Here is a 17,524-nt window from a genome sequence, read left to right as displayed (position 1 = left end):
CTCCTTAGGCTTCACCGCGTGCGCGCAGATCTGCGAGCACAGCGTCGATACCGTTCTTGTCGATCAGGCGCAGGCCGGCGTTCGAAATACGCAGACGCACCCAACGGTTTTCGCTTTCCACCCAAATACGGCGGCTTTGCAGGTTCGGCAGGAACCGGCGCTTGGTTTTGTTGTTCGCGTGGGAAACGTTGTTGCCGCTCATCGGCGCTTTCCCAGTTACTTGGCATACGCGTGCCATGAGAGCACTCCTAATACGCTAATTCTGAGTTCGAACGCCGTGAAAGTTTCCCGAAAAGAGTCGCGCTGAAATCAGGCACGTATCCTTTCCGGAACGCCTTGGTGGCTTCGGAACAGGGGGTTGGAAATAGGCAAACCGGAATTCTAGCAGGAAAAAAGCCGCAAAATCAAACCTTATTTGCGGTGGCGAGACACGGCGCGGCGCCTTTTCGCGTCCCGTTCACGCTTTTTTCATGTCGCCTAAAGAGCGCCGAAAGACCCGTCAAGGTGCCGGTCGCACTGCGTCACGGCCACCCGGCGCGGGCGAACGAGTATACGCTGTCCGCGCCGATCACGAGATGATCGACGAGTTGCACGTCGATCAGCGCCAGCGCTTCACGCAGTGTGCGCGTCAGACTGCAGTCGCTGGCGCTCGGCTGCACCGCGCCCGACGGATGATTGTGCGCGACGATCAGGCTCGCCGCATTGAGCGCCAGCGCCCGCCGCACGATCTCGCGCGGATACACCGCCATGCGCGTGAGCGTGCCGCGCGCGCTTTCCTCGCTGCGAATCAGCCGATGCCGCGCGTCCAGGAACAGCGACACGAACACTTCCTGCGGACGGCCGCCGATCAGAAGCCGCAGGTAATCTTCCACGGCCTCGGGCGAATTCATCAGCGAACGCCGGCGCATCTTGTCGACCAGCGAACGGCGCGCCATTTCCATGATCGCGAGCAACTGCGCTTTTTTCGCGGGCCCGATGCCGCGCAGGCCGTCGAAATCCGCGTAAGTCGCATCGAGCATGGCCCGCAGCGAGCCGAAGCGGTCGAGCAGTTCGCGCGCCACGCTGAACACGTCGTGGCCGGGCAGGCCCGAGCCGAGCACGAGCACGATCATCTCCGTGTCCGACAGCACGGCGGGGCCCTGATCGATGAGCCGTTCGCGCGGCATATCGTGTTTGGGCCATTTGCGCCCGCGGCGCGGATTGGGCGCATCGGCAGGGCGGGCGACGGGCGGCGAACGAGCGAAATCCAACATTGGATCGCCGATTGTGGACGCATAATCAGACATATAGAGACAATTCCTCCGCTTAGGGTTGAAGCTTCGTGCGTGCGATGGACGCAAGCCGAGGCCAGCCATGTGGCTTACAATAGACGCTTTGCGCACGGCACGCCGACGGTGTGCCGCACGCGTCGGCTGCGCCCGCGGCGCACGCGTGAGAGCGCGCTTCGACTGAGCGAGCACTGCATGAGCATCATCGACATTTCCGAAGTGAAGCCCGGTTCACACGTGACGCTTCACTACCGGCTTTCCCTTGCCGATGGCGCCGAAGTCATCAATACCTTCAACGACAAGCCCGCCACGCTGCTGCTCGGCGCCGGTCAGCTCGCGCCGCCGCTGGAAGACATTTTGCTGGGTTTGAAGGTCGGGCACCATTCGACCTTTCGGCTAGATCCTGGCGTCGCCTTCGGTCCGCGCAATCCCGAGTTGATCCAGCGCGTGTCGCTGGCCACGCTGCGCGAAAACAGCATGATCGGTGAGGATTTTTCTCCGGGCGACCTGGTCGAATTCAACGCGCCGGGTGGCGGCCGCTACGCCGGCGTTCTGAAAGAAGTGAGCGAAACGTCGGCCCTGTTCGATTTCAACCACCCGCTTGCCGGCCAGGCGCTGGCGTTCGAAGTGAAAATCATCGGGATTTTGTAAACATGACCATCGCGGATACGACCCTTGCCGAAACCGAGATCCTGCTGGCGCAGCCGCGCGGGTTCTGTGCCGGCGTCGATCGGGCTATCGAGATCGTCGAACGCGCGATCAAGCTGCACGGCTCGCCGATTTACGTGCGTCACGAAATCGTCCATAACGCCTACGTCGTCGAAGATCTGCGCAAGAAGGGCGCGATTTTCATTGAGCGGCTCGAAGAAGTGCCGCCCGGCAACACGGTTATCTTCAGCGCGCACGGCGTGTCGAAAGCGGTGCGCAGCGAAGCCGAATCGCGCGGGCTGCGCGTGTACGACGCGACCTGTCCGCTCGTGACCAAGGTGCACATCGAGGTCGCGAAGATGCGCCAGGACGGCTTCGACATCGTGATGATCGGCCACAAGGGCCATCCGGAAGTGGAAGGCACGATGGGCCAGGCGGGCGAGGGCATGCATCTCGTCGAAGACATCGAGGACGTGCAGGCGCTGCAACTGGCCGACCCGGAGCGGATCGCGTTCGTCACGCAAACCACGCTGTCGGTCGACGACGCCGCCGAAATCATCGGCGCGCTAAAGGCGAAATACCCGTCCATCCGCGAGCCGAAGAAGCAGGACATCTGCTACGCGACGCAGAACCGCCAGGACGCCGTCAAGTTCATGGCGCCGCAGTGCGACGTGGTGATCGTGGTCGGCAGCCCGAACAGTTCGAACTCGAACCGGCTGCGCGAACTGGCTGAAAAGCTCGGCGTGCCGGCCTATATGGTCGATTCGCCGGATCAGATCGATCCGACATGGGTCGAGGGCAAGCGCCGCATCGGCGTGACTGCCGGCGCTTCGGCGCCGGAAGTGCTGGCGCAGGCGGTCATCGCCCGATTGCGGGAGTTGGGTGTGCGCAATGTTCGCGCGCTCGACGGCATCGAGGAAAACATCGCGTTTCCGCTGCCGCGTGGCTTGGGTCTGCCGGCCTGACGGTTCGCAGCCACCATAGACCATAAGAAAGCGCGCCTTCGGGCGCGTTTTTTTTCATCCTGACGCCGCGAAGGCCATTCAAGAAACGGTGCCACATCACTGCGAAATGCGGTTTCCCACACCGACGCAGGCAATCTTTTTTGAAATTCGATCTGGCATTAAATCCCTTTTCGGATGATGCGTCCCCGATTATTTGCGACCTATCCACCCTGTCGCAATTTTGGCGCACTAAAATGGTGCTCGCCAAAGGCGGCTCAACAAAACCCACCATTTGACGTAAACCACGCTGTAGCGGGCCGCAGCGCCGTTCGGCCGCAACACTTGATGCCATGCGTTCCCAAGCCGGTGCAACTGATGCACGAAAAACAGTCGCAACCGGGTTGCGCCTTTTTGCGCGAAAGCGGTCTCAAAATACGGTTGCAATGCAGGAAAACCCTGCCGGTTCAACAATATTGCCCGTCGCAAAATTGGAGTTACAATGCGCGCGTTCTCAAGGCCTTAGCGCCTTCAGACGATGGAATTTGCAAGGGCGGGAGACCTATTTAATGCGAGTCAAGTTTGCTTACGCCGTGTCCATCGCGGCCGCGGTTGCGATGTTGACCGCGTGCGGCAAAAAACAGGATGGCGAGGCGGGAGCAGGTGCGTCGGCGGCAGCAGCATCCGCGGCGCCGGCAAGCGAAGCAATCGTCGTGAAAATCGGCCATGCGGCTCCGTTGACGGGCGGCATTGCACATCTTGGTAAAGACAACGAAAACGGCGCGCGTCTCGCGGTCGAGGAAATCAACGCGCAAGGCCTGACGATCGACGGCCACAAGATCGACTTGCAACTCGACGCGCAGGACGACGCCGCCGATCCCAAAACGGGAACGGCCGTCGCGCAAAAGCTGGTGGACGATCACGTGGTGGCCGTCGTCGGGCATCTGAATTCGGGCGTGTCGATTCCGGCTTCCAAGGTCTATAGCGACGCGAGCATCGTGCAGATCTCGCCGTCGTCGACGAACCCGGCTTACACGCAGCAGGGTTTCAAGACGACCTACCGCGTCGTCGCCACCGACGCGCAGCAGGGTCCCGCGCTCGCCAATTACGCGACGAACGCGCTGGGCGCGAAACGCATCGCCGTCGTGGACGATGCGACCGCCTACGGCAAGGGACTCGCGGACGAATTCGCGAAGACCGCCGAGGCGAACGGAGCGAAAGTCGTCACGCGCGAAGCGACGAACGACCGGGCCACGGACTTCCGGGCCATCCTCACGAAGATCAAGAGTGTTCATCCGGACGCCATCATGTTCGGCGGCATGGACGCAACGGGCGGGCCGTTTGCCAAACAGGCGGCGGCGCTCGGTATCAGGGCAAAAATCCTTGGCGGCGACGGCGTGTGTACCGACAAGGTAGGTGAGCTGGCGGGAACCGCCGTGCAAAACCTCGTCTGTTCGGAAGCGGGACTCGCGCTTTCGAAAATGGACAGGGGAGCGGACTTCGAGAAGAAGTACGTCGACCGCTTCCACACGCCGGTGCAGATTTACGCACCGTTCACGTACGACGCTGTGTACGTGATTGTCGATGCAATGAAGCGCGCTAATTCGATCGAGGCGCCCAAGGTGCTGGCTGCGATGCCGTCCACCGATTACCACGGGGTAATCGGCCGCATCGCGTTCGACGACAAGGGTGATTTGAAAGAGGGCGCCATTACGCTTTACGACTTCAAGGACGGCAAGAAAGCGGTTCTCGACGTCGTGAAGATGTAATGACGGGACGTTCAGCCTGACGGCACCGAACCACCCGACGGTGCCGTTTTTGCATCCGCTGAAGGCTAGCCTGCGACTGTGACCCAGTCGTGAAGGTGAATCGGCGGCGGATAAACCCTTACCGGTCTTTTACATCAGTACCCGCAGTGCCGTTGAGATTGCGTGACGCATCACCGCCCACCGGCTGATGAAGAGCGCGAATCCAGCCGCACGGGCTAAGGAGCATTAAATGGATATCTTCATCCAGCAGGTCCTCAACGGGCTGGTGCTTGGCAGCGTTTATGCCATCATCGCACTGGGCTATACGATGGTTTACGGCATTCTGGGCATCATCAACTTCGCTCACGGCGATGTGTTGATGGTCGGCGCGATGGTTGCGCTGTCAGCCATAGGCGTGCTGCAGAACCACTTCCCCGGCTTGGGCAATGTGCCGACGTTATGCATCGCGCTGGCGATCGCCGCCGTGGTCTGCGCGGTCGTCGGCTACACAATCGAGCGCGTGGCATACCGGCCGCTGCGCAAGGCGCCGCGTCTCGCGCCGCTGATCACGGCGATCGGCGTGTCGATCCTGCTGCAGACGCTCGCCATGATGATCTGGTCGCGCAATCCACTGCCGTTCCCGCAGCTTCTGCCCACCGATCCGCTGAACGTGATCAAGGCCACCGATACGACGCCCGGCGCCGTGATCTCGATGACTGAAATCGTGATCATCGTCGTCGCGTTCCTCGTGATGGCGGGCCTGCTGCTCCTCGTGCACAAGACCAAGCTCGGCCGCGCAATGCGCGCAATTGCCGAGAACCCCGGCGTCGCCTCGCTGATGGGCGTGAACCCGAACTTCGTGATCTCGGCCACCTTCATGATCGGCTCGGCGCTCGCCGCACTCGCCGGCGTGATGATCGCCTCCGAATACGGCAACGCGCACTTCTACATGGGCTTCATCCCAGGCCTGAAGGCGTTCACCGCGGCGGTGCTCGGCGGCATCGGCAATCTCGGCGGCGCGATGGTCGGCGGCGTGATTCTGGGGCTCATCGAACAGTTGGGCGCGGGTTATATCGGCAACCTGACAGGTGGTGTGTTCGGCAGTAACTATCAGGACGTGTTTGCGTTCATCGTGCTGATCATCGTGCTGGTGTTCCGTCCGTCGGGTCTGCTCGGCGAACGCGTTGCGGATCGCGCTTGATCCAGGCCAAGGAGTAAATCAAATGACCTCAATTCAACCGATCGAGCCGTCCACGACGCTCATTCCCGAGAAGAACCTGGCGAAGACGCTGACCGTCGGCATCATCACGGCGGTGCTCGTGATCGCCGCGCCGATGATCATCGGCACCGCGGGCGGCAACTACTGGGTCCGCGTGCTCGACTTCGCGATGCTGTACGTGATGCTCGCGCTCGGCCTCAATGTCGTGGTCGGCTTCGCCGGCCTGCTCGACCTGGGCTACATCGCGTTCTACGCGGTCGGCGCGTACACGGCGGCGCTGCTGTCGTCGCCGCATCTGTCGTCGCAATTCGAATGGATCGCGCATCTCGCGCCGAACGGGCTGCACGTGCCGTTCCTCATCATCGTGCCGTGCGCGATGGGCGTGGCCGCGCTGTTCGGCGTCTTGCTCGGCGCACCGACGCTGCGTCTGCGCGGCGACTACCTCGCCATCGTGACGTTGGGCTTCGGGGAAATCGTGCGGATTTTCCTGAACAACCTCGACCGTCCGGTGAACATCACCAACGGACCGAAGGGCATCACGGCGATTGCGCCGGTGCACCTGGGCGACTTCAGCCTGTCGCAGTCGCACTCGCTATTCGGCTTCCAGTTTCCGTCGGTGTACTCGTACTACTACCTGTTCGTGCTCGCCGCGCTGCTCGTGATCTGGGTGTGTACGCGTTTGCAGCACTCGCGTATCGGCCGCGCATGGGCCGCGATCCGCGAAGACGAAATCGCTGCGAAGGCGATGGGCATCAACACGCGCAACGTGAAGCTGCTGGCGTTTGCGATGGGCGCGTCGTTCGGCGGTCTGTCAGGCGCGATGTTCGGCGCGTTCCAGGGCTTCGTGTCGCCGGAATCGTTCACGCTGCCCGAGTCGATCGTGGTGCTCGCGTGCGTGGTGCTCGGCGGCATGGGCCACATTCCGGGCGTGATTCTCGGCGCGGTGCTGCTCGCGGTGCTGCCCGAATTCCTGCGCTCGACGATGGGTCCGCTGCAGCACATGATCTTCGGCCATGAAATCGTCGATACGGAAGTGATCCGTCAGCTCGTCTACGCATTGGCGATGGTGCTGATCATGCTGTACCGCTCGGAAGGCCTGTGGCCGTCGCCGAAGCACGAAGACAAGATTGCGAAGCTGTCGAAGCGTGCCGGCAAGAAGCCGGTGCGCGCGTAACGGACGCGGATAGGAGAAATCACATGAGCGATAAAAAAATCCGTCTGTCCGTGCAGGGCGTCAACAAGCGCTTCGGCGGTTTGCAGGCGCTATCGGACGTCGGTCTTCAGATCGAGGAAGGCACTATTTACGGTCTGATCGGCCCGAACGGCGCCGGCAAGACCACGTTCTTCAACGTGATCACGGGCCTTTACACGCCTGACTCGGGTGACTTCAAGCTCGACGGCCAGAACTACACGCCGACGGCCGTCTATCAGGTTGCGAAGGCCGGCATCGCGCGCACGTTCCAGAACATTCGTCTGTTCGGCGGCATGACCGCGCTGGAAAACGTGATGGTCGGCCGCCACGTGCGCACGAAGCACGGCCTGATCGGCGCGGTGTTCCAGACGCCCGCCGAGCGCAAGGAAGAGCGCGAGATCAAGGAGCGCGCGATCGAACTGCTGGAGTACGTCGGCATCGCGCAGTACGCGGACTACACGTCGCGCAATCTGTCGTACGGTCACCAGCGCCGGCTTGAAATCGCGCGCGCGCTCGCGACCGATCCGAAGCTGCTCGCACTCGACGAACCCGCAGCCGGCATGAACGCAACGGAAAAAGTTGAACTGACCAGGCTGCTCGACAAGATTCGCGCGGACGGCAAGACGATCCTGCTGATCGAGCACGACGTGAAACTCGTGATGGGTCTGTGCAACCAGATGACGGTGCTCGACTACGGCAAGGTGATTGCGCAAGGTCTGCCGCAAGACGTGCAGAAGGATCCGAAGGTGATCGAAGCTTATCTGGGTGCAGGAGTCCACTGATGTCCACGACGCAAACCATGTTGAAAATCAAGGGCCTTCAGGTCAACTACGGCGGCATCCAGGCAGTCAAGGGCATCGATCTCGAAGTCGCGCAGGGCGAGCTGGTCACGCTGATCGGCGCAAACGGCGCGGGCAAGACCACGACGATGAAGGCGATCACGGGTCTCAAGCCGTATGCCGCGGGCGACATCGAGTATATGGGCCAGTCGATCAAGGGCGTGCCGCCGCACGAGCTTTTGAAGCGCGGCCTCGCGATGGTGCCGGAAGGCCGCGGCATCTTCGCGCGCATGTCGATTGTCGAGAACATGCAGATGGGCGCTTATCTGCGCACCGACACCGACGGCATCAAGGCCGACGTCGATCGCATGTTCGGCTTTTTCCCGCGTCTGAAGGAGCGCGCCACGCAATACGCGGGCACGCTGTCGGGCGGCGAACAGCAGATGCTGGCGATGGCGCGCGCGATCATCTCGCGTCCCAAGCTGCTGCTGCTCGATGAGCCGTCGATGGGTCTGTCGCCGATCATGGTCGAGAAGATCTTCGAAGTGGTGCGCGCGATTTCGGGTGAAGGCATGACCGTGCTGCTGGTCGAGCAGAACGCGCGTCTCGCGTTGCAGGCGGCGAACCGCGGCTATGTGATGGACTCGGGTCTCGTCACGATGTCGGGCGACGCGAAGCAGATGCTGGACGATCCGAAGGTGCGGGCGGCTTATCTGGGTGAATGAGCTGGGTGAATGAGCTGGGTGAATGAGTTGGGCGAATAAGCCTCGCAAACTAAAGCCTCAATAACAAAGGCCGCATGCGTAACCAACGCATGCGGCCTTTGTCTTTGCGCGGCGCGGCGCAGCACACCGCACCACGAAGCACTCAACCCCGCGAAGAATCCGCCAGCTCGCCAAGACGTTTGCCGAAACTCACGACTTCATCCGCGCGATAACCGAGCGCCTCGTAAAACGCGCGCACGTCGTTCTTCGCGGACAGCACTTGCAGGTTCAGCTTCGGGCAGCCCAGCGCGGTCAGCGCCGCTTCGACGTGCGCGACCAGACGCGAGCCGATGCCATGCCGCCGCAACGACTCGTCGACGGCGAGCGAGTAGAGCCAGCCGCGATGGCCGTCGTAGCCGCCCATTACCGTGCCGACCACGCGTTCACCCAGCACGGCCACGAAGAACAATTCGGGCTGCGTCGCGAGCTTGTTTGCGATCGACAGACGCGGGTTGCGTTGCGGCTTCGTCGCGTCCCGGTACTCGGGAAACGCCTGTTGCCACAACGCGATCACGGCGTCGGTGTCGCGTGCGTCGAAACGGCGGATCGAAAGCGCGGCGATTGTGCTCATCATGCGTGGCCCGCTTCGATTACAGCGTGTCGAGGATCGAACGCAGCATCGCCATCATCTGGTCGATCTCTTCATTCGTGACGTTCAGCGCCGGCATGAAGCGCAGCAGGTTCGGACGCGCCGCGTTCAGCAGCAGGCCGTCGGGCTGCATGTCGCGCGCCTTTTCGACGATCTGGTTGCCGATGTCCTTGCCGAGCAGCAGCGCGCGCAGCAGACCTTCGCCGCGCTCGCCCTTGAAGCCGCGCTCTTCCGACAACTCCAGCAGCTTCGCGCGCAGATAGTCGCCGCGCGCGCGCACGCCTTCGAGGAAACCCGGCGCGGTCAGTTGCGAGATCACCGAATAGCCGACGGCCGTCATCAATGGATTGCCGTTGTAGGTGCCGCCCTGATCGCCCGCTTCGAAGATTGCAACTTCGGCTTTCGAGAGCAGCGCAGCCAGCGGCACGCCGCCGCCGATGCCCTTGCCGAGCGTCATGATGTCCGGCTCGATGCCCGACAGCTCATACGCGAACAGCGTGCCGGCGCGACCGCAGCCGCTTTGCACTTCGTCGACGATCAGCAGCAGGTTGTGCTTGCGGGTCAGTTCGCGCAGTTGCTGCATGAACTCGCGCGCGGCGGGAATCACGCCGCCTTCGCCCTGAATGGGTTCGAGCATCACCGCGACCGTCTTCGCGTTGATCAGTTTTTCGACCGACGCGATGTCGTTCAGATCCGCTTTCGGGAAGCCCGGCACTTGCGGCGCGTAGATCGTGTCCCAGCCCGGCTTGCCGCTCGCCGACATGGTGGCGAGCGTGCGGCCGTGGAAGCTGTGATCGAACGTGATGATTTCGAACGCGCCGTCCTTGTTCTTCTTGCCCCACTTGCGCGCGAGCTTGATCGCGCCTTCGTTCGCTTCCGCGCCGCTGTTCGCGAAGAACACCTTGTCGAAGCAGCTATGTTGCGTGAGCAGGCCGGCGAGCTTCGCCATCGGCTCGTTATAGAAAGCCGGCGACGGATTGATGAGCAGTTGCGCCTGCTTGTTCAACGCTTCGATCATGCCTTCGTTGCAGTGCCCGAGCGAGTTCACGGCCCAGCCCTGAATGAAGTCGAGATAGCGCTTGCCGTTGTTGTCGTAGATCCACGAGCCCTTGCCGTGCGTGAAAACGATGTCGGGCCGGTTCGTGATGTACATCAGCGACTCGATCGGATACTCATTGAAGTTCATGACGGCAGGCTCCAGGCAGCGGGTAACAAGTGGGTGAGGGAAAAACAAAAAAGCCACGGCATGCCGTGGCTTTCATGATTCGAACAGCTTGCGCTCTGTTGTAGCGCGAATCCGTGACGAAGCCGGCGGCGTCCCTAGGGAAGCGGCGAGCGGCGACGTCGAAGTTCGGACTGGATGCGGTTCATGCGCGAAAGAATACGACAAGGCAAGCGCCGGTGTAAACCACGAATTTGCACACAGCGCGTCGCGTCGGCGTTTTGCTTAGACGGCGTTGGCGAGATCCGCCGCGCTCGTGAACGAATCCGCGTAGAACTCGTCTTCGGGCAGGCGATGATGTTGCGTGAAATCGCGCTGCGCCGATTCGACCATGACCGGCGCGCCGCACGCATACACCTGATACGCGGACAGATCCGGCAGATCCTCGATCACCGCGCGATGCACGAAGCCGACACGGCCGGTCCACGCATCGCTCGCATCCGGCTCCGACAGCACCGGCACGAACTTGAAATTCGGAATCTCGCGCGCCCATTTGCTCGGCCAGCTCGAGCAGATACAGGTCTTTCTTGCGACGCGCGCCCCAGTACAGCGTCATCGGGCGATTCAGGTTCTTGAACACCGCATGTTCGACGATGGCCTTCAGCGGCGCGAAGCCCGTGCCCGACGCGAGCAGCACGATCGGCTTGTCCGATTCTTCGCGCAGGAAGAAGGTGCCGAGCGGTGCTTCGAAGCGCAGAATGTCGCGCTCTTTCATCGTGTTGAATACGTGGTCGGTAAAGGCGCCGCCGGGCATGTGGCGGATATGCAGCTCGATCGGGCCTTCGGCGTGCGGCGCGTTCGCCATCGAATAGCTGCGGCGCTTGCCGTCCTTCAGAATGAACTCGAGGTACTGGCCGGCAAGATACTGAAGGCGTTCGTTCGCGGGCAGTTGCAGCTTGAGCACGACGACGTCGTCGGCCTTGCGCTCGATCGCGTTCACGCGGCACGGCAGCTTTTTGACCTGCACGTCGCCCACGCCGGCCACTTCGCGGATGTCGATTTCCAGATCCGAGCACGCCGTCGCGCAGCAGAAGAGCGCCATGCCGCGAGTCTTTTCATCGTTCGACAACGCCGACGACGAGTGCGCGCGCTGCTCGACCTGGCCGTTCACCACGGCGCCCTTGCATGAACCGCATGCGCCGTTCTTGCAGCCGTACGGCAGACCGATGCCCTGACGCAAGGCCGCGGTCAACACCGGTTCGTCCTGTTCTACCTGAAACTGCCGGCCGCTTTGCCGGAGCGTGACGTTAAATGCCATATGTGTTCGGAAATGGAAAGTCGGTAATCGTTAATAAGTCACGGCGAGGCTACGGCGAAGCTACAGCGAGGAGCAGCAAGGGCTGCGCCCACTGCCGCCCGATGCGCGCGGCGCGTGGCGGCTACAATGCCTGCACCATGAAAGCGACACGAAACTTCCGCCGTCCGCGCGTGTTGATCGTAGGTTGCGGCGATGTCGGCATGCGTTGCGTGCCTCTGCTGCTGCCGCACGCTCACGTCTTCGCGCTCACCAGCCACGCCGGGCGCTGCGCCGAATTGCGCGCCGCGGGCGTCTCGCCGCTGGTCGGCGATCTCGACGAGCGCCGCAGTCTGAAACGGCTCGCGGGTCTCGCGCCGACCGTGCTGCATCTCGCACCCCCGCAGAAAACCGGCGACGACGACCGCCGCACCCGCGCGTTGCTCGCCACCTTGAGCATGCGCCGCGACTTTGCTTTGGCACGCGCAACACGCTATGCAACCTCGGCGCCGCTTGGGCGCATGCGCCGCGCTCGCGCCTCGTGGGCAACAGCAGGCACAGCGGCAGAACCAGCCAATATTGTACCCGACGGCCTTCGCCGGACCGCGGCTTCGCGCGCGCCCGTGTGCTTCGTCTATGCGAGCACGACGGGCGTCTATGGCGATTGCGGCGGCGCGTGGATCGACGAAACGCGCAGCGTCGAACCGGCCAATGCGCGCGCGAAGCGCCGCGTGTCCGCCGAGCGCCAGTTGCGGCGCGCAACCGCGCGCGGCTCGATTGCCGCGAGCATCGCGCGCATTCCCGGCATCTATGCGGGCAATCGCCTGCCGCTTGCGCGGCTCGAAAAACGCACGCCCGCGCTCGTCGCTACTGACGACGTCTACACGAACCACATTCACGCCGACGACCTCGCCGCGATTCTCGTGCGTCTCGCGACACACGGCCGGCCCGCGCGCGTGATCCACGCGTCCGACGACTCATCGCTGAAAATGGGCGAGTACTTCGATCTTGTTGCGGATGCATTCGGTTTGGCCCGCCCGCCACGCATCACGCGGGAGCAAGCTGAAGCGCAGATCGAGCCGACCTTGTTGTCGTTCATGCGCGAGTCGAGGCGGCTCGTGAATCGCCGGCTGAAAGAAGAGCTGGGCGTGCGTTTGCGCTATCCGAGCGTCGAGGATTTTTTGCGGGAAGCGGGGCGTGGCGAGCAGCGCTCGAAGTGATGAACGACGCCAAACTGTGAAGCGCGATAGCCACGTCGCGTGGCCGCGGACAACAGAGAACCCGGCGCGACCGCTGCGCGCCATGCGCCGCTCGCTTCGCCGTTCAGGTCAGCGCCGGCAGCGCCTCAAGCAGCAAAAAGCACAGCATTGCGCCGACCAACGCGCCGATCAGATTGGGGTCGTACTTGTGCCGCCGCCGCATCACGATCAGAAATCCGCCGATCAGCAGCACCCCGAGACACACGAACGCCACCATCACATATGAGTTCATGATTCCGTTATGGACGATCATGGCGCCTCCTTGAACTCTTTGTAGTCTTTGTTTAGACGAGTATAGGGCGAGCCATGAGCAACCGCATGCTGCGGCGCAGCGTTCAACGCATGCAGGGCGCGAGCGAATGTGCGTCCGCGCGCATCGAATGTCCTGTGTCGTCAGACAGTTGCGTGCGCTATAGCGGCGCTGTTGTCGCGCTGTTGTCGCGCTGTTGTCGTTTACCCAGTCCGTGAAGATCCCAACAGCTTGAGTTCGGTTTCGTCGAGCCATTGCCACGCGCCGGGCGCAAGCGTCGCGGGCAACGCAAGGCCGCCAACGCGCTCGCGATGCAGCGCTTCGCAACGGTTGCCCGCCGCGGCGATCATCCGCTTGACCTGGTGATACTTGCCTTCCATCACGGTAAGCGCGAGCGAATGCTCGCCGCGCGCGTGAGCGTCGATCGCGGCCACCGCTTTCGACTCGCCGTGCAACATCACGCCATCGCGCAACGCGCTCAACTGCCGGTCGTCGATGGGGTGACGCGTGGTCGCGACGTACACCTTCGGCACCTTGCGTTTCGGCGACGTGAACATGTGCACGAACTTGCCGTCGTCGGAGAGCAGCAGCAGGCCGGTCGTGTCCTGATCGAGCCGGCCCACGCATTGCACGCCGCGCTCGGCGAATTGCGGCGGCAGCAGACTGAACACGCTCAAATGATGCTGCGGATCGCGCGAGCATTCATAGCCCGCCGGCTTGTTGAGCAGCAGATACGCATGCTCGCGATACGGCCACGGCACACCGTCGACGCTGAAGCTGAACGACGCGTCGTCGGTTGCAAAGTCCGCATCCGGGTCCGTGCATACGATGCCGCCAATCGCGACGCGAGCGTCCGCAATCAGCGCGCGGCATTGACGGCGCGAGCCGAAGCCCTGGGAGAAAAGAATGCTTTCGAGATTCATGGCGAGCGAAGAATAACACCGCAAGAAGCGGGGCGTGCCGCGCGGCGATCGCGGCCACGATGGTCACTTCCTAATCCGTTGCAGGAGCCATCGATGCACGCCACGCCGTCCTCATCCCGTGTCGCTTTGCCGGCCGCTTTTCAGCGGCTCGCATGGTCGAATCTCGTCGCGCAATCGGCCGAGCAGATCAGTCTTGCCGCCGCGCCGCTCGTCGCAGTGTTCGCGCTCGGCGCCGACGCGCGCGGCACCGGCCTGTTGCAGACAGCGCAGACCTTGCCGTTCCTGTTGCTGTCGATTCCGCTCGGCGTCTGGGCCGACCGCCGCTCGCGCCGCACGTTGATGGCGCTCGCCGAAAGCCTGCGTGTCGTCGCGATGCTATGCGTTCTCATGCTTCTGCTGACTCATGCGCTCAATCTTCCCTTGCTCGGCGTGCTCGGTTTCATCGCCGCGACGGGCACGGTCGCCTACAACGTTGCCGCGCCGTCACTGGTGCCGTCGATCGTCTCGCGCGAAGCGTATGCGAGCGCCAATGGACGCCTTGAACTGGCGCGCAGCGTTGCCTATTCGGCGGGGCCGGCGCTCGGCGGGTTGCTCGTCGGCTGGATCGGCGCGGGCTGGGCATACGGCTGCGCGGCCGGCTTGTCGGCGTTGGCGGTGGCTTTGCTCGCGGGATTGCGCGAACCGCCTCGCGCGCCAGTGCCCGCGCGTCACTTCATGCACGAACTGCGCGACGGCATGCGTTTTGTTTGGCACGATGCCTTACTGCTTCCGATGCTCGCGACCGCGGTCTTTTTCAACCTCGGCTTCTTCGTGCTGCAAGCGGTGTACGTGGCGTATGCGGTGCATCGGCTCGGGCTCAGTGCGTCGGCGGTTGGCATCACGCTTGGCGCGTATGGCGTCGGCATGGTGTGCGGCGCGCTGGCCGCGCCCGCCACCGCGCGACGCCTCGCGTTCGGGCGCGTGCTGATGATCGGGCCGTCGTGCGGACTGCTGGCTTCGCTCGTGATGGTGGCGACGCTCGTCGCGCCGTCGTTCTGGCTCGCGCTGCTGAGCTTCTTTCTGCTCGGCGTTGGGCCGATCCTCTGGGTGGTCGGCTCGACCACGCTGCGTCAGGCCATCACGCCGCAACGGATGATGGGCCGCGTCTCGGCGCTCAACAGCACGGCCACCTACGGCGCGCGGCCTGCGGGCGCATTGCTCGGCGCGTTGATCAGCGCGCATTGGAGTGTGGACGCGTGCCTCGTCGTCGCGGCAGCGGCGTTTCTCGTGCAGGCGTCGATCATTGCGATGTCGCCTGCCGCGCGGCTCGCCCGCATTCCCGAACAGCAGCATGCCGCCGCTTGCTGAAGATCAATTCCATCGCGTGCAGGACGCCAGGGCAAACCCGTAAAAATGAAAATGAATTTTTTTCTTGGCCGATTCCATGTAAATATACTTTCATGCATTCCGCTTACACCACTAAAAACTCGCTGTTGCAAAGACACTACCGCGCTGCATCGCCCGCATGATTCATCAACCGTCCGTTGCATCCAGTCAGGCAGAGCAGGCCATTGCCGCGCGCATCGCAGCGGCGATGCCCACTCTCACGCCGATTCATCGGCGCATGGGCGAGTACGTGCTGGCCAATCTGTTTCGCGCGGCCACCATGCGGATCGACGAACTCGCGAGTGTGGTCGGCGCGTCGGTTGCAACGGCGAATCGCTTTGCGCGCTCGCTCGGCTTCGACGGCTATCCGCAGTTCCGTGAGGCGCTCGTGCGCGGCTTCGAGGCGACGCTCGCGCCGGTCGAGCGGCTACGCAGCGCGCAAGAGTCGCTCGCCGCGGGCGACGATGTCGTCGACGCGTCGCTCGAACAGGCGGCCAGCAATCTGCATTTGACGCGCACCGCGATCGACAGCGCCGCCGCCGAAGCCGTCGTCGAAGCCATTCTCGCCGCGCGCCGCGTGTTCGTGCTCGGCGCGGGCACGAGCGCGTTTCTCGCCGGGCTGATGGAGCACAACCTGATGGCCTATCACGACAACGTGCAGTCGCTCGCGTTCATCGGCGGACCGTCGCATGCCGCGCGGCGTCTGTTCAATTGCGATAAAGGCGACCTGGTGATCGGCATCGCCTTCCCGCGTTATGTCGACGACACCATCGAACTCGCGCGCCGTGCGGCGACGCGCGGGGCACGCGTGCTTGCGCTCACCGACGGTCCGCGCTCGCCGCTCGCGCAATTCGCCGACCTGTCGTTGTATGTGCGCTCCGAACGCCGGCTTGCGGCGAACGCGGACGCGGCCGTTCTCGCGGTGATCGAAGCGCTGTGCGACGCGGTTGCGTATCGCGCGAAACGCTCGGTGAAGGCGGCCGCCGAAGTCACCGAATTTGTCCTGCCGTGGCTTACCGATCCGCTCTCCGCGTCGGCGTTGGCGAGTACGGTCGCGCAAGCGGCCGGCGCTGCTGTCGCAAAACCTCGCACTGCAAAAGCCCAACCCAAACTCAAACGATGAACACCAACGCAGTCATTGCCATTCATGGCGGAGCGGGCACGATCCTGCGGGCGTCGCTCGCGGCGAGCGCCGAAGCCGAATATCACGCGGCGTTGCACGCGGTGCTGAGCGCCGGTCAACGCGTGCTCGCGGACGGCGGCAGCGCGCTCGACGCGGTGAGCGAAGCGGTGCGGCTGCTCGAAGACTGTCCGCTGTTCAACGCGGGCCGTGGCGCTGTGTACACCGCGGCGGGCACGCACGAACTCGACGCGGCGATCATGGACGGCAGCACGCTCGAAGCCGGCGCGGTCTGCTGCGTGAAGCGCGTGCGCAATCCGGTTCTGGCGGCGCGCAGTGTGCTCGAGCGCAGCGAACATGTGCTTTTCACCGGCGAAGGCGCCGAAAGTTTCGCGGCCGCGCAGGGACTTGAATTCGTCGAGCCTGCGTACTTCGATACCGAGGCGCGTCATCGTCAATGGCTGCTTGCGCGCGATCAGCAACGTGCGATGCTCGACCACGACGGCGCGAGCCTCGCTGCTTCGTCATCGTCAACGTCAACGGCTGCTCACGAGCCCACGCCGCACGAACCGATCGATCCGAACCGCAAGTTCGGTACTGTCGGCGCGGTCGCGCTCGACCGGCACGGCCACGTGGCCGCGGCGACATCGACGGGCGGCGTCACCAATAAACAGGTAGGACGCGTGGGCGATACGCCGCTGATCGGCGCGGGCTGTTATGCGGACGACGCGACCTGCGCGGTCTCGACAACCGGCTCCGGCGAAATGTTCATGCGCATGGTCGCCGCCTACGACGTCGCCGCGCAAATGGCCTATCGCAACGTGTCGTTGCACGACGCCGCGCACGACGTTGTGATGAACCGCCTGCCGAAGATCGACGGCCGCGGCGGCCTGATCGCCGTCGACGCGCGCGGCAACATTGCGCTGCCGTTCAATACCGAGGGCATGTACCGCGGTTTCGCGCGCGTCGGCGAAACGCCGGTGACGGCGATCTACCGTTAGTT

17 protein-coding genes and 1 pseudogene are annotated in these 17,524 nt (G+C 63.3%); 11 read left to right on the top strand and 7 right to left on the bottom strand.

Annotated features, from left to right (window positions below; all coding sequences use genetic code 11):
• Positions 1–4: 4 nt before the first annotated feature.
• Positions 5–238 (bottom strand): 50S ribosomal protein L28, encoded by a 234-nt coding sequence (gene rpmB, locus ABIE53_RS16235; RefSeq protein ID WP_006050117.1) that lies wholly within the window; start codon positions 236–238, stop codon positions 5–7.
• Positions 239–521: 283 nt separating this feature from the next.
• Complete coding sequence (gene radC / locus ABIE53_RS16230; RefSeq protein ID WP_006050118.1) at positions 522–1,286, bottom strand: RadC family protein; 765 nt, start codon at positions 1,284–1,286, stop codon at positions 522–524.
• 177 nt (positions 1,287–1,463) lie between these two features.
• Between radC and ABIE53_RS16225 the strand changes: the two genes are divergently transcribed.
• The 7 genes from ABIE53_RS16225 (at position 1,464) to ABIE53_RS16195 (ending at position 8,520) form a co-directional block, all read left to right on the top strand.
• Entirely contained in the window at positions 1,464–1,919 is a 456-nt protein-coding gene (locus ABIE53_RS16225; protein WP_006050119.1) for an FKBP-type peptidyl-prolyl cis-trans isomerase, read from the top strand.
• Between the two features lie 2 nt (positions 1,920–1,921).
• On the top strand, positions 1,922–2,881 hold the full coding sequence (ispH, locus tag ABIE53_RS16220) for a 4-hydroxy-3-methylbut-2-enyl diphosphate reductase (protein ID WP_006050120.1): 960 nt from the start codon (positions 1,922–1,924) through the stop codon (positions 2,879–2,881).
• 545 nt (positions 2,882–3,426) lie between these two features.
• Entirely contained in the window at positions 3,427–4,626 is a 1,200-nt protein-coding gene (locus ABIE53_RS16215) for a branched-chain amino acid ABC transporter substrate-binding protein (RefSeq protein WP_006050121.1), read from the top strand.
• A gap of 229 nt (positions 4,627–4,855) precedes the next feature.
• A complete protein-coding gene (locus tag ABIE53_RS16210; RefSeq protein ID WP_006050122.1) occupies positions 4,856–5,806 on the top strand; it encodes a branched-chain amino acid ABC transporter permease in 951 nt (316 codons plus the stop codon).
• A gap of 22 nt (positions 5,807–5,828) precedes the next feature.
• Positions 5,829–6,998 carry an ABC transporter permease subunit gene (locus ABIE53_RS16205; RefSeq protein ID WP_006050123.1) on the top strand — a complete coding sequence of 390 codons (1,170 nt, stop codon included), beginning with the start codon at positions 5,829–5,831 and terminating at the stop codon, positions 6,996–6,998.
• A gap of 23 nt (positions 6,999–7,021) precedes the next feature.
• Entirely contained in the window at positions 7,022–7,798 is a 777-nt protein-coding gene (locus ABIE53_RS16200; protein WP_006050124.1) for an ABC transporter ATP-binding protein, read from the top strand.
• A 17-nt stretch (positions 7,799–7,815) separates the two neighbouring features.
• Positions 7,816–8,520, top strand: a complete 705-nt coding sequence (locus tag ABIE53_RS16195) for an ABC transporter ATP-binding protein (RefSeq protein ID WP_029968028.1) — start codon at positions 7,816–7,818, stop codon at positions 8,518–8,520.
• Between the two features lie 142 nt (positions 8,521–8,662).
• Here the strand turns inward: ABIE53_RS16195 and ABIE53_RS16190 are convergent, their stop codons facing one another.
• From ABIE53_RS16190 to ABIE53_RS16180, 3 genes and pseudogenes are all read right to left on the bottom strand, one after another.
• A complete protein-coding gene (locus ABIE53_RS16190; RefSeq protein WP_044021325.1) occupies positions 8,663–9,130 on the bottom strand; it encodes a GNAT family acetyltransferase in 468 nt (155 codons plus the stop codon).
• A gap of 19 nt (positions 9,131–9,149) precedes the next feature.
• Positions 9,150–10,334 carry an acetylornithine transaminase gene (locus tag ABIE53_RS16185; RefSeq protein WP_192698755.1) on the bottom strand — a complete coding sequence of 395 codons (1,185 nt, stop codon included), beginning with the start codon at positions 10,332–10,334 and terminating at the stop codon, positions 9,150–9,152.
• Positions 10,335–10,595: 261 nt separating this feature from the next.
• Positions 10,596–11,628, bottom strand: a pseudogene (locus ABIE53_RS16180) (CDP-6-deoxy-delta-3,4-glucoseen reductase).
• Positions 11,629–11,765: 137 nt separating this feature from the next.
• On the opposite strand from ABIE53_RS16180, the gene ABIE53_RS16175 reads away from it, so the two are divergent.
• Complete coding sequence (locus ABIE53_RS16175; protein WP_044021327.1) at positions 11,766–12,824, top strand: Rossmann-fold NAD(P)-binding domain-containing protein; 1,059 nt, start codon at positions 11,766–11,768, stop codon at positions 12,822–12,824.
• Between the two features lie 103 nt (positions 12,825–12,927).
• Here ABIE53_RS16175 and ABIE53_RS16170 read toward each other — a convergent pair whose 3' ends face one another.
• Together ABIE53_RS16170 and ABIE53_RS16165 are read right to left on the bottom strand one after the other, a co-directional pair.
• Positions 12,928–13,116 (bottom strand): hypothetical protein, encoded by a 189-nt coding sequence (locus ABIE53_RS16170; protein ID WP_192698756.1) that lies wholly within the window; start codon positions 13,114–13,116, stop codon positions 12,928–12,930.
• A gap of 200 nt (positions 13,117–13,316) precedes the next feature.
• A complete protein-coding gene (locus ABIE53_RS16165; protein ID WP_006050131.1) occupies positions 13,317–14,036 on the bottom strand; it encodes a pseudouridine synthase in 720 nt (239 codons plus the stop codon).
• A 93-nt stretch (positions 14,037–14,129) separates the two neighbouring features.
• On the opposite strand from ABIE53_RS16165, the gene ABIE53_RS16160 reads away from it, so the two are divergent.
• From ABIE53_RS16160 to ABIE53_RS16150, 3 genes are all read left to right on the top strand, one after another.
• Positions 14,130–15,383, top strand: coding sequence for an MFS transporter (locus ABIE53_RS16160; protein WP_006050132.1), 1,254 nt, complete (start codon positions 14,130–14,132; stop codon positions 15,381–15,383).
• 157 nt (positions 15,384–15,540) lie between these two features.
• Positions 15,541–16,524 (top strand): MurR/RpiR family transcriptional regulator, encoded by a 984-nt coding sequence (locus tag ABIE53_RS16155; protein WP_006050133.1) that lies wholly within the window; start codon positions 15,541–15,543, stop codon positions 16,522–16,524.
• Positions 16,521–17,522 (top strand): isoaspartyl peptidase/L-asparaginase family protein, encoded by a 1,002-nt coding sequence (locus ABIE53_RS16150; RefSeq protein ID WP_006050134.1) that lies wholly within the window; start codon positions 16,521–16,523, stop codon positions 17,520–17,522. The genes ABIE53_RS16155 and ABIE53_RS16150 overlap by 4 nt, the downstream gene beginning before the upstream one ends.
• The last annotated feature ends 2 nt before the right edge of the window (positions 17,523–17,524 follow it).

It is taken from the genome of Paraburkholderia sp. OAS925, assembly GCF_040543975.1.
GTDB classification, from domain to species: Bacteria; Pseudomonadota; Gammaproteobacteria; order Burkholderiales; family Burkholderiaceae; genus Paraburkholderia; species Paraburkholderia graminis.
This window is presented reverse-complemented; position numbering and strand designations above follow the sequence as displayed.